9 protein-coding genes are annotated in these 12172 nt (G+C 39.7%); 4 read left to right on the top strand and 5 right to left on the bottom strand.

All coding sequences use genetic code 11. From position 1 onward, the window contains the following. Positions 1–43: 43 nt before the first annotated feature. From AAEY99_RS13325 to AAEY99_RS13310, 4 genes are all read right to left on the bottom strand, one after another. Positions 44–976 (bottom strand): hypothetical protein, encoded by a 933-nt coding sequence (locus tag AAEY99_RS13325; protein WP_351010799.1) that lies wholly within the window; start codon positions 974–976, stop codon positions 44–46. Continuing rightward, positions 969–1925 carry a GapS4a family protein gene (gene gapS4a, locus AAEY99_RS13320; RefSeq protein WP_351010797.1) on the bottom strand — a complete coding sequence of 319 codons (957 nt, stop codon included), beginning with the start codon at positions 1923–1925 and terminating at the stop codon, positions 969–971. Before gapS4a ends, AAEY99_RS13325 begins: the two co-directional genes overlap by 8 nt. An 85-nt stretch (positions 1926–2010) precedes the next feature. Beyond that, positions 2011–2910: a nuclease-related domain-containing protein gene (locus tag AAEY99_RS13315; protein WP_351010795.1), complete on the bottom strand. Its 900-nt coding sequence runs from the start codon at positions 2908–2910 to the stop codon at positions 2011–2013. A 523-nt stretch (positions 2911–3433) separates the two neighbouring features. Continuing rightward, a complete protein-coding gene (locus AAEY99_RS13310; protein ID WP_123776488.1) occupies positions 3434–5014 on the bottom strand; it encodes an isocitrate lyase in 1581 nt (526 codons plus the stop codon). Positions 5015–5123: 109 nt separating this feature from the next. Here AAEY99_RS13310 and AAEY99_RS13305 point away from each other — a divergent pair, with 109 nt between their 5' ends. From AAEY99_RS13305 to AAEY99_RS13295, 3 genes are all read left to right on the top strand, one after another. Next, positions 5124–6074: a LysR family transcriptional regulator gene (locus AAEY99_RS13305; protein ID WP_101086026.1), complete on the top strand. Its 951-nt coding sequence runs from the start codon at positions 5124–5126 to the stop codon at positions 6072–6074. A 326-nt stretch (positions 6075–6400) separates the two neighbouring features. Then, a complete protein-coding gene (locus tag AAEY99_RS13300; RefSeq protein WP_351010792.1) occupies positions 6401–8602 on the top strand; it encodes a malate synthase G in 2202 nt (733 codons plus the stop codon). Positions 8603–8864: 262 nt separating this feature from the next. Next, complete coding sequence (locus AAEY99_RS13295) at positions 8865–9290, top strand: CBS domain-containing protein (protein ID WP_192115541.1); 426 nt, start codon at positions 8865–8867, stop codon at positions 9288–9290. 201 nt (positions 9291–9491) lie between these two features. Here the strand turns inward: AAEY99_RS13295 and AAEY99_RS13290 are convergent, their stop codons facing one another. Next, positions 9492–10685 (bottom strand): serine hydrolase domain-containing protein, encoded by a 1194-nt coding sequence (locus AAEY99_RS13290; RefSeq protein ID WP_351010791.1) that lies wholly within the window; start codon positions 10683–10685, stop codon positions 9492–9494. Between the two features lie 582 nt (positions 10686–11267). On the opposite strand from AAEY99_RS13290, the gene AAEY99_RS13285 reads away from it, so the two are divergent. Next, entirely contained in the window at positions 11268–12017 is a 750-nt protein-coding gene (locus AAEY99_RS13285; RefSeq protein WP_162022363.1) for a putative porin, read from the top strand. Positions 12018–12172: the final 155 nt, after the last annotated feature.

Below are 12172 nucleotides of genomic sequence, written 5' to 3'. Positions count from 1 at the left end.
TAATTCACTTGCTGTAACTTACCGCTCCCTGTTTATTTGTAAATTAATTGAGGCGACAACTATCCTGACACAGGGGGTAAGCTACAACTCTATAAAGTTGTATATGTTTATAAAAATTTACGTTGTCAAAAAAAAATGTAGAATGTAAATTTTTACCCTGAAGTGCTAAGTTTGAAATATTTTCTTGCATCCATGATATTTCGTCAGGCAGAACTGAACCTGGTTCAGGTTTAAAGGATATGTCTTTTGTATCTTTAAAATACAAAGTTTTCTCTCCATTGCTTTTTTGACTTAATTCTTTAATGAAACTTATTCTATTTTCATTGGTGAAGTCTGAAAATCTGACTTTTATTAGATTTTCTTTTATGTTAATAACTCCAGATTTTTTTAGTTCATTAACAAAGTAATCAACAACTTTTTTTGCTATCTCCTTAGTTTCTGGAGATGAGTGTGAAGTCGTTGCTTTTATATCAACTTCACCATTTTCTTTTTTTATTATTATCTTACCTTGAAATTCAGATATATTTTTATAGCTGCTATTTGTCATTTGAAATCTTTCAATACTAAAGTCTAGTTCAATATGATCTTTACCATCACCAACGGCTTTGAAGTTTGGTACTCCTATTATCTGGTAATTAGAAAAATCCTCTTGAGCTATGTTACGTAAATTAAAATCAATAGGGACAGAATTTATCAAGCTTAAATTATTGTCATTACACCTTATTATTTGTGATTGGTATTTAGGGTTTTCCTCTTTAGTTATAATGCTGTCAATTATTTCAGTAAGTTCAATAGGGGTTATTCCTGTACTAACAAGAGCTTGTATATGATCTGGTTTTTCATTTTTATAAATAAAAATCCCTCTACGACGTGTTATTTTTCTTAATACTGTATTTGTAACATTGGAATCATTTAACAAGTCTCTCAGCGAATTACCAAATAATAATTTTCCTTTGAAGTTTTGTTTATTATTCATCACCTAAACTCCAAAATCCATTAGTGTAAGAGTGGATTGTAACCGTTATTTTATGTTCTCTTTTGTTAAACTTCCCTATAACTTTTTCGCCAATGACACCATGTTCTAATTCATTATAATCAGGGAAGAGAATAACAAAGCTAGTTGTAAAATCTAAGGAAACATCGCTAGCATAGGACAATATATAATTAAGGTTTTCTTCATTAAAGTTATCATTTAATGAAATGCAAAAGATAACTTCATTGTTTAGCCTATTGATTAATCTGAAAGGGATCATGTCAGCAGTTAGGTATTCTACTGGCATAGATTTACCATATTTCTTTATGTCAGAATCTGAAAAATTCGCATCACTTTGATTATAATGGAAGTTAATATCGAAATCAGAGTGTTTACTATTAAGTTTTGTCAATGTTTGATGAATGAAAGCCATTCTGTAATTGTCAACTAAATAAATACTCGAGAAATTAATGTCTTTGGGTATTTCGATAGTTGCTACATCTTTTGCTATATTTTGGGTTGAGGTTTTGTTGTTGTTTATCCAAAATAGTACACCGAGATCATCTGCTTTTTTTATACTTCTTAATTCATTGAAATCCGAATTTGAATTTTGCCTTAATTCTGATCTAATAAAACACTCTAAAGTTTGAGCTAAATCTGTTAAGTGACTTTTGAACATTGTGGATGGATATTTAGGGTATTCTACGGCAGAGTACTTTACAGAGATTACAATGTTGTCAAGAGTATTAATTTTTAAATTAGATTTATTGGCGTAAAAAAAGTCTATCCCGTGAGTTGCTCTTGGTCTTTCTGAGCTTTTTGACTTATGTTCAGCAGGATGCTGACAGATTATTGTTTCATTCGGCTGAGGGTTATTCCATCCAATCATTTTCAAAAAGTTTTCAACTATTTTTTCACCTTTTTCACCGATAGTTTTTGATTTTTCGCCCATATATACACCTTAATTTTCTATTATAAATTTTACCTATAATTAGTAACTGTAAAAATATAGATATTTATCAATTACTAACATCATTTCAACTCAAACATCTCCGTGCTACTTGATACACAATCGCGTCGACTTGTTGTTGGCTGAGTGTTTGAGTGACTTCTTTATCCGATCTAAGCGCTGGTATGGTTTTGACCAGCTGTTTGTGGTTTAAGATGGGGAACGGTGGCCGAGTTTGGCTGGTGACGTACCAACCGGGGAATACCAGTACTGGGCTGGAGAACACTTGCTGGCCGGTAGCTTTGGTGAGCCACTGGCTAACCCACGTTGCTTGTCGAGTTGCTTGTTCTATTGGTTTGGTTTCAGTCCACGATGGAAAGCATAAGCGGCCGTCTTTATAAAATAGTTGGTAGTCTTTACCTTGGGTTGCGCTAGTCGATTTACTGTCGCGTTTGCGCTTGTGGCGGCCTTTGGTTTCGATGGCGAATACGCCATTTTTGCCTATGGCTAAATGGTCGATGTTAAAGCCATCGGCTTGTATGTCGTGAAACACTTGATAGCCCAAAGCTTGTAAGCCGATTAGCTCATTGGCAGTGGCGATTTCTGCGGTGTGGCCTAGGCGTAATTTGGTGAGTTTGGAAAAGTTTTTCCACGTTTTGTAGCCGCAATAAGATAATCCGATAAAAGAGATTATGGCAAACATCCAAGGGAATTTGCCGACGGTAATGTGTGCTTGAATGCTGTTAACGGCAAATGGCAGACACACAACCAATACGCCCATTAGCATACTGGCGATTAAATTGATTTGGAGGTCTTGTATCTCTTGCTGTAAGCCAAAAGCGGGAATTCGTTGAAGTTGGTCGCGATCGACGGGTAATTTAACAGTTCTGTCGCGATGTTTGAGCAATACAAACATCACCCCAAGGGTGACAAACATACTAGAAAGAAGAATGCCTACTGATAATAAACTGGAGATGAAGCTTGTCATTGTCGTCCTTGCGCGTGGTGTGACCTAAGTAATTGGTCGCAATTCTAAATCCATGAATCTGCTGGATTAATATACTCCGAGTTTGGCAATATTGTAAGTGGAAATTTTCATCAATCGTTATGCGTCGCACTTGGCGAAATGGGCTGTTGCAGTAGTCAAAAATGTCATTGCAGAATAATGGCTTGTATCAGTGTGTATCTTAATGGGTTGCGGTAAAGGAAGTGCAAGATCAATAATGTTAGTCAGTTATGCTAGTTTGTTGCATTAAGCCAATAGCATTAATGAGTTAGCGTCACAGCTACCATTTTACCTGAGTGTGAAACATAAAAAGGCCTGCTTATTTTAAGCAGGCCTTTTGGGTTTAGTTTTCGCTGTTAGTCATGTTCACTTCAAAAACATCGCTTAAGCTAGTCACTATTTGGGTAAGTCACTTTCTACACAAGCAGTTTACAAAATCAGTCTATAAATCTGTTTATAAAAGCAGTTATAAAAGCAGTTATAAAATCAGACTGTAAAAGCGGTCCTAGAACTGGTTCATTGTGTTGTCTTTACCAGACGCTTTAAGCGCTTGGTCACCAGAGAAGTACTCTTTATGTGCATCACCCATATCTGAACCAGCCATGTTTTGATGTTTAACACAGGCGATACCTTGACGGATTTCCTTACGTTGAACATTGGCAACATAACCCAACATGCCTTGGTCACCGAAGTATTCTTTAGCCAAGTTGTCGGTAGACAGTGCTGCTGTATGGTAAGTCGGTAGTGTAATAAGGTGATGGAAAATACCTGCTTCACGGGCCGAGTCAGATTGGAATGTACGAATTTTTTCATCAGCTTGGATAGCAAGCTCAGTGCCATCGTAATCAACACTCATTAATTGAGGGCGGTCGTAAGCTGACACGTCTTGTCCTGCTTTTTGCATCGCATCAAATATTTGCTGACGGAAGTTAAGCGTCCAGTTAAACGATGGCGAGTTGTTATACACAAGCTTGGCATTAGGAACAACTTTACGGATTTCGTTAACCATGGCACCGATTTGAGATACATGAGGCTTTTCAGTTTCAATCCACAATAAATCAGCGCCATTTTGCAATGAAGTAATACAATCAAGTACACAACGTTCTTCACCCGTACCTGCACGGAACTTAAATAAGCCATTTGGTAGACGAGCCGGTTTGACTAGTTTGCCACCTTGCTGGAATACCACATCACCATTTTCAAGTTTTGCAGCATCAACCGCTTCAACTTCAAGGAAGCTATTGTATAAATCGCCTAGATCGCCAGCTTCTTTAGTGACAGCAATTTTTTGAGTTAAGCCTGCACCTAATGAATCGGTACGCGCAACAATCACGCCGTCATCGATACCGAGTTCTAAAAATGCATAACGAACCGCATTAATTTTTGCTAAAAATTCAACATGTGGCACGGTGACTTTACCGTCTTGGTGGCCACACTGTTTTACATCTGACACTTGGTTTTCTAATTGAATACAACAAGCACCGGCTTCAATCATTTGTTTTGCCATCAAGTAAGTGGCTTCTTCGTTACCAAAACCGGCATCAATGTCGGCAATAATAGGTACAACGTGGGTTTCGAAGTTTTCAATTTTGTGTTGAATCGCGGCTTTATCTGACTCTTTGGCACTATCTAATTCGCGGAAAAGACCACCTAGTTCACGAGCATCAGCTTGACGTAGGAAGGTGTATAACTCTTTAATCAACGCAGCAACAGAGGTTTTTTCATGCATAGATTGGTCAGGTAATGGACCAAACTCACTACGCAGTGCAGCTACCATCCAACCTGAAAGATATAAGTAACGACGCTTGGTGGTTAAAAGGTGTTTTTTAATCGAAATCATTTTTTGTTGGGCGATAAAACCATGCCAGCAACCTAAAGACTGAGTGTACTGCGATGAGTCCTTGTCGTAGTTGTCCATGTCTTCACGCATGATCTTGGCAGTGTACTTTGCGATGTCTAACCCAGTCTTAAAACGATTTTGTAGACGCATACGAGCGACTGACTCTGGGTTGATGGCATTCCATGCACTACCTTCCGAATTAATCAAGGTGGCAGCTTCATCGATATTATTTTTGTAGTGAGTCATGTGTTTATTCCTTAACAAATAGATTAGCGGCAATTGATTACGTTGAAAATAATAGCTAGATTTGGTTAAATAAACCTAATTTATGCTTACTATCTTCGGTATTCACCATATGAATGTATCTCGTATCGACTTGAACCTCCTTGTTTATTTAGATGTTTTACTACGTGAAAGAAATGTTACTAAAGCGGCAGACCAGCTTGGTATCAGCCAGCCTGCAATGAGTAACGGCCTAAAACGCTTACGAAACTTGTTTGATGATCCCTTACTTATTCGCACGAGTCAGGGCATGACACCGACCGAACGTGCAAATGAATTACAACCCATTATCAGTGAGCTGATTATTGGGCTGGAAAAAGCCGTACAACCGCGTGCCAATTTTGATCCACTGGAAAGTGATAAAGTCTTCCGTGTTATGGCAAGTGATTATGCTGAAGCGACGTTAATTCCACCGCTCATTGCTAAGCTTCGTACTCAAGCACCCAACATTATTTTAGATATCATGACCCCAAGTGATGTCAGTTTCCCTGATGTAGAACAAGGAAGAGTCGATATGGTGATCAACCGTTTTGACAGTATTCCGCAATCATTTCATCAAAAAATATTGTGGAGTGATGATTTTAGCTGCTTGATTAGTAAGGGTAATCCTGTTTTAAAGAAGTTTTCTTTAGACAGTTATTTAAAAGCTAAGCATGTGTGGGTGAGTAAAACAGGGATGGGTGTTGGGGTAGGGATGAACCCAGATGATGTTCAGCGTTTGGGCTGGGTAGATGAAGCATTAACGCGAATTGGTGTGAAACGCCAGATCACCGTTTTTACACGCCATTATCAAACCGCCTGTTTGTTGGCTGAGCAACAAGATTTGATCGCAACCATACCAAGTAAGATGGCACGTCATCACATCAATAATGAACGGGTGAGCATTGTTCCGCCGCCTTTTATTATTCAACCCATCGCCTTGACTATGGCCTGGAGCCCTTTGCTTCAGCATAATCCCGCGCATCAGTGGATGCGTCAACTTATCACTAAAACCGCAGAAGAGATAAATCGAGGGGATGTTTAACCTTATTGTTATTGTGATCTTTAGTTACGTATATGTTGCAAATTAACCAAAAAACACCATTTTGCCATATCTTTGGTGAATAGTGGTGATAGTAAGTATAAATTGGATAAATAAGATAGCTTTGATATAGAGTAAAGTATTACTGCGTATGAACAGTAAGCTGTTAACAGTGGAATGAGTTTGCGCGAGTGATTTATGGCTAATGCTTATGACTGGAGATTCGGGACTAATGATTTGAGGCTAATGATTTAGGGCCAATGATTTAAGGCATATGATTTAGGACTGAGTTCACAGTCAACGCACAGAAATTAAGGTAGGGATATAAAATGACAGCACGTATTCAAGTAGGTGGATTACACATAGCGCAAGCATTGTGGCAATTGGTCGACAGTGACATTTGCCCAGGTACTGGCATTGATTCAGCAACCTTTTGGGCAAAATTTGAGGACATTATTAGCGAATTTTCTCCCATTAATGTGAAGCTGTTAGAAAAAAGACAACAACTACAACAGCAAATTGATCAATGGCATATTGACCATCCCACCAAAGATTTTGATCCTGCAAAATATAAAGCTTTTCTATTTGAAATAGGTTACCTGGTGCCTGAGGGTGAAGCTTTTCAAATTAGCACTGAAAATGTCGACCATGAAATTGCTGCGCAAGCTGGACCACAACTTGTAGTGCCGGTTAAAAATGCTCGCTTTGCGCTTAACGCTGCCAATGCTCGTTGGGGCAGCTTGTATGATGCGCTATATGGCACTGACGCGATATCTGAAGAAGGTGGCGCGGAGCTCACCAAACAATATAACCCGGTACGCGGCAATAAAGTTATCGCTTTTGCCAAACAACACTTAGATACCGCTTCGCCCTTAGCACAAGGCAGCCATGCCGATGTGACCCGTTATTACCTCGACGCGGGTGTGTTACGGGTGCAATTAACTGACGGCTCTACCACAACCTTAGCCCAAACCGATAAATGTGTGGGTTACCAAGGTAGTGCCGATGCACCAAGTGCTATTTTGTTAGTTAATAATGGTCTGCATATCGAAATTCAAATAGATCCAAGCAGTGTTATTGGTGGCAGCGATCGCGCTGGCGTTAAAGACTTACTGGTTGAAGCCGCTGTTACCACCATTATGGACTGTGAGGACTCTGTCGCCGCAGTGGATGCTGAAGACAAGGTTGAAATTTATCGTAATTGGTTAGGTTTGATGCAAGGTAATTTATCTGCTTCACTGACTAAAAATGGCAAAGAGATCGTGAGAGAGCTCAATGACGATCGCGTCTATACCGCTGCTAATGTCAACCAGAGTACCAGCCAGAATGCAGAAGTAAAAACAGTGACTTTACCCGGTAGAAGTTTGCTATTTGTGCGTAATGTGGGTCACTTGATGACCATTGATGCTGTGCTGGATAAAAATGGCAACGAAGTACCTGAAGGGATACTTGATGGCATGATCACTGTGCTCGCTGCGATGCACGACCTTAAAGGTAACAATAATGGTCGTAGTAATAGCCGTAAAGGTTCGGTGAATATTGTAAAACCTAAAATGCATGGTCCTGAAGAAGTGCAATTTACCTGTGATCTGTTTACTAAGATAGAAGATGCGCTCAAGCTTCCGCGTAATACGATTAAGGTCGGCATTATGGATGAAGAGCGCAGAACGACACTGAATTTAAAAGAGTGCATTAGGGCTGCGAAAGATCGCGTCGTGTTTATTAATACCGGCTTTCTTGACCGTACGGGTGATGAGTTGCATACCTCAATGCTAGCGGGCGCGTTTGTGCCTAAATCTGTGATGAAGCAGCAAAAGTGGATTAGTGCTTACGAAGATTGGAATGTCGATATTGGGCTTGAATGTGGCTTACAAGGTCGCGCTCAAATCGGTAAAGGCATGTGGCCAATGCCAGATGAAATGGCAGCGATGCTTGAGCAAAAAGTGGCTCATCCTAAAGCGGGCGCAAATACAGCGTGGGTGCCGTCGCCAAATGGTGCTGTGCTGCATTCTACTCATTATCACCAAATTAATGTGGCAGACGTTCAGCAACACATTAAGCAACGCCCACGTGCTAGCATTGACAGTTTGTTGACCATTCCTTTACTTGCTGAAGGGGTAACACTCACCAATGAGCAAATTGCTTTTGAACTAGAAAATAATGCCCAGGGTATTTTGGGCTATGTTGTGCGCTGGATTGATCAAGGTGTGGGTTGTTCAAAAGTGCCAGATATTAATAATGTCGGCTTGATGGAAGACAGAGCAACCTTGCGCATTTCGTCGCAATATTTAACCAATTGGCTTGAGCATGGCATATGCAGTGAAGCACAAGTGATGGCCGCGTTGAAAAAAATGGCCGCTGTGGTCGATACTCAAAATGCAGGTGATCCGTTGTACACTAATATGGCGCCTCACTTTGACGGCATCGCCTTTAAAGCGGCATGCGATCTGATTTTTAAAGGCAAATCTCAACCATCTGGTTACACAGAGCCTTTGCTACATGCTTATCGAATTCAAGCTAAAGCAGGTTAATCTTTACCGTTAATACTTGCACTGAGTGACTAAATAACCTCAACTCGGGATAATAAACGCCTTTCAAGCAGTCCTTTGCCCTGCTAACTGCGTTGAATGAACTTGCAATAGGCTAGCTATTGAGGCGTTCATTCGCCTTGTTAGCAAAATAAATGACAAGTTTGAAATAGTTGAACAATAATACTTTGATATTAAGCATTTTGTTTCCATTTTTAATCCCGAGATCAGGTTATTTAGCTTATGTCAGTTAAGGAGATAGACCATGAATGTGCGCGATATTATGACCCCTAATCCGGTGTGTATTAGCCATGAGGCTAGCCTTAAAGATGCGCATCAATTAATGCAAAGCCGTAATGTGCGTCATTTACCGGTGCTCAGTGAATCAACAGGGCAGTTTATTGGCATGCTAACCCATAAAAAGATGATCGCTGTTGTATTAACCATGCTCAATAAATATGGCCAAGGGGCGTTAGATAGAAAGGAGCGCTTTACGCCGATTGCCGAGGTTATGGATACCCAAGTGCAGAAGCTCGGTTTGGACGAGCCGCTGACGGTTGTAGTGCAATATTTTATCGACAATAAACTGGGTTGTTTACCTGTGGTTGATGAACACAATAAGGTACTAGGAATTGTGACATCGTCAGATTTTGTCAAACTTTGCCAGCGCCTACTGCTAGCGCAAAAGTAACCATGGTGTTGAGTCTTTATGGTATTTGGATGAAGTGGGGCATTAATAAGTACAGCCAGAATATTTACCCTCTGACGGCCTAGAAAATTTAAATCAATGTAAAACAAATAAAGCGACCTGAAGGTCGCTTTTTTATTGGCTGAAAAATGCAGGGTTAGCGTTAACGACACAAATCACCAGTCGTTAAATCAATGATGATGTTTATTGTAATGACGCCACAATTTCACGGAAAAATTCGATGGTTTCTTGTTTTGAATTCAGTTCATCAAGAAAGCCTAAATCTGCACTATTTTTAACGATCACCACATTGTGTTTTTGGTTTACATAAATATATTGTCCATATACACCGACACAGAAGAATTCACCTTGCTGTGCTTCTGGCGGTAACCAAATTTGATAGCCATAACCTAATTTTCCGACTTGCGGTTGTAGGTAATCTGCTTGCGGTGTAGTGGCGGCTTTTATCCAAGCCGCTGACACGATTTGTTTGCCATTAAATGCGCCATTATTGAGTAATAAGCGGCCAAAGCGGGCGTAGTCGCGGGTAGTAACATTTAAGCCGCCTAATGCAAATGCGCTACCTTGCGAGTCGGTAAGCCAATAGGCATCGCTTTCCATGCCGATGGTGTTCCAAATGTTTTGCTGTAAAAGTTCGACTAATGATTTATTAGTTACTCGTCTTAGAATCATGCCAATAACGTGGGTGTCCATGCTGACATAATGAAATGCTTTGCCTGGGGCTGACTCATTAACCAGTTCGCTGGTCATTTGATCTAACGAGCCGCCAATAGCCAGTACACGGCCCATTTTGTTAATGTCAGAATAAAAATCTAGATAGTCTTCGTTCCACTTAACCCCAGACGACATTTGCAATACGTGTTTTACTTTGACGTTGCCATAACCAGACTTGGCAAGTTCTGGCAGATAAAAGCCGACGGTTTTTTCAATGTCTATGTTGCCAGCATCCACCTGCATGCCGAACAATATCGACACAAATGATTTGGCCATTGACCACGAGATACGTTTGTCATCACTTTTAGTGCCTAGAAAATATTGCTCGTAGGTTACTTTGTCATTTTTAAGCACCAGTAATGCGGTTGTTGCTCTGCGTTTAAGAAACGCTTCGGTATTGGTTGAGCTGTTTCGATAGTTAAACGATTCAGGCAAAGGCGTTAAGGCGACGTCGAACACATAAGGCTCGCCTTGTTTAACGATTTTTTTGTTAAAAAAGACATCCTTCATATTGGAGAAATTATTTACCACGAGGGATTCATCAAATAAGGTGACTACGCTGTATAAGCGATTAACGCTTTGCCAATTAAACGCAACAAGAACGATGACAATAATAAAGATGCTGAGTAAGGCAGCTTTGATGAACTTAAACAAAGTCGACATTGACGTTTCCAGGTAGATAAAATTGATGTAATGACAATAACCTATAGTCATCATCAACATAAATCAAATAGTTAACCTGCTTGTTATTGCCGACCTTGGACGTTATGCACCTTGTGTTGAAATACTCACAATATCCCCATGCGATAAAGCTGGTTTTATTCAAACATCGCCGTTAGATTTACCGCTTATATGTGGTCACTTTTGTGAATGCAAACACCGCGGTAGTGTTTATGTTTACTGTTATTCACCTTGCTGCCATTGGCTAATCTGTTATATCAGTTGTTTTAATTAACATTTATTTAACTGGGTGGTTACAGGTTTATCTATTGCTAAAGTAGGTAATAGTGATGCGCTACACATTACATCTAATGTATTGCATTGAAAAATATCATTAATTTTACATTTTTGGTTTATTTTAGCATTTCATTACTTTAGAGTATGCGCCGCTAGGAAAGCGCGTTAGCCCGACGGTAAGGTTAGGCTACATTTGAGTTAATGGATAAACCCCCTTTTTATGATTTATCCATTCTTTATATCTGCTTGAATCTCCTAGCGTAAAATAATCAAATAAAGGAATGATTGATGAAAAACGTTACTGCATTAGCACTAGTATTAGGTTTTGCTGCACTACCAGCTGTAGCTGCACAAGATGCACCATTTCAACACGAAGCGGGTTTGCAATACTCTGCTAATACTGAAGAGTTCGGTGATGGTCAATGGGATCTAAACTACCGTTTCTATTTCGATTCTGTGTCACAAGAAAAAGGCCCATATGCATTAAATGGCTTTTTAGCACAAGCTACCAATGTTGGCGCTAGCTATTCAATGATTGATGATGCTGACATTGATGTTTTCTCTGTTGATGGCACTTATGTTTTTGATTCAAAGTGGTTTGTTGGCGCTAAAGTAGAGCGTTTTGACGCTGGTGTTTTTGATACTGATATTTACCAACTTGATGTAGGTTATTACTTCAACGACAGCTCAAAAGTAGCGGCATTCTATGTTGATGGTAGTGATATTGACTCAAGCTATGGTCTTGAAGCTCGCAGCTTTATCGATCTTAAAAGCACTACTGGTATCGATTTAGGCGCTATGTGGACTCATACTGATGCAGACGATCTCTTTAATGTAAACGCTGACTGGTATGTGACTAAAGCATGGTCTGTGGGTTTAGGTTACGCAGACATCGGTTCTGATGATTTTTTCATTGCTAAAACAGCTTATTGGTTACGCATCTCTGACGCTTTTTCTGCAACATTTGAATTGTCTAAAGATCTTGATTCAGACGTAGACGGTTTCGGTGCTGCAATTGGTGTTGTTGGCCGTTTCTAAGCTAAAAGGCTATTAATAATAGCTTATCAATAAAAGCTTATTGATATCGATCATTTACCCCAAAAAAAGGAGCCTTAACCAGGCTCCTTTTTTGTCTGTGTATCCATATTGTGTCTGTAATAGTGGCAAAATAATTCAGTTATAAATATCGTCTG

It is taken from the genome of Shewanella sp. S1-58-MNA-CIBAN-0166 (assembly GCF_040310085.1).
Taxonomy (GTDB): Bacteria; Pseudomonadota; Gammaproteobacteria; order Enterobacterales; family Shewanellaceae; genus Shewanella.
This window is presented reverse-complemented; position numbering and strand designations above follow the sequence as displayed.

What these genes read in the sequence shown, in the direction of transcription:
- AAEY99_RS13325 (WP_351010799.1), bottom strand. Translation starts at nt 976, where the DNA reads ATGAATAATAAACAAAACTTCAAAGGAAAATTATTATTTGGTAATTCG.
- gapS4a (WP_351010797.1), bottom strand. Translation starts at nt 1,925, where the DNA reads ATGGGCGAAAAATCAAAAACTATCGGTGAAAAAGGTGAAAAAATAGTT.
- AAEY99_RS13315 (WP_351010795.1), bottom strand. Translation starts at nt 2,910, where the DNA reads ATGACAAGCTTCATCTCCAGTTTATTATCAGTAGGCATTCTTCTTTCT.
- AAEY99_RS13310 (WP_123776488.1), bottom strand. Translation starts at nt 5,014, where the DNA reads ATGACTCACTACAAAAATAATATCGATGAAGCTGCCACCTTGATTAAT.
- AAEY99_RS13305 (WP_101086026.1), top strand. Translation starts at nt 5,124, where the DNA reads ATGAATGTATCTCGTATCGACTTGAACCTCCTTGTTTATTTAGATGTT.
- AAEY99_RS13300 (WP_351010792.1), top strand. Translation starts at nt 6,401, where the DNA reads ATGACAGCACGTATTCAAGTAGGTGGATTACACATAGCGCAAGCATTG.
- AAEY99_RS13295 (WP_192115541.1), top strand. Translation starts at nt 8,865, where the DNA reads ATGAATGTGCGCGATATTATGACCCCTAATCCGGTGTGTATTAGCCAT.
- AAEY99_RS13290 (WP_351010791.1), bottom strand. Translation starts at nt 10,685, where the DNA reads ATGTCGACTTTGTTTAAGTTCATCAAAGCTGCCTTACTCAGCATCTTT.
- AAEY99_RS13285 (WP_162022363.1), top strand. Translation starts at nt 11,268, where the DNA reads ATGAAAAACGTTACTGCATTAGCACTAGTATTAGGTTTTGCTGCACTA.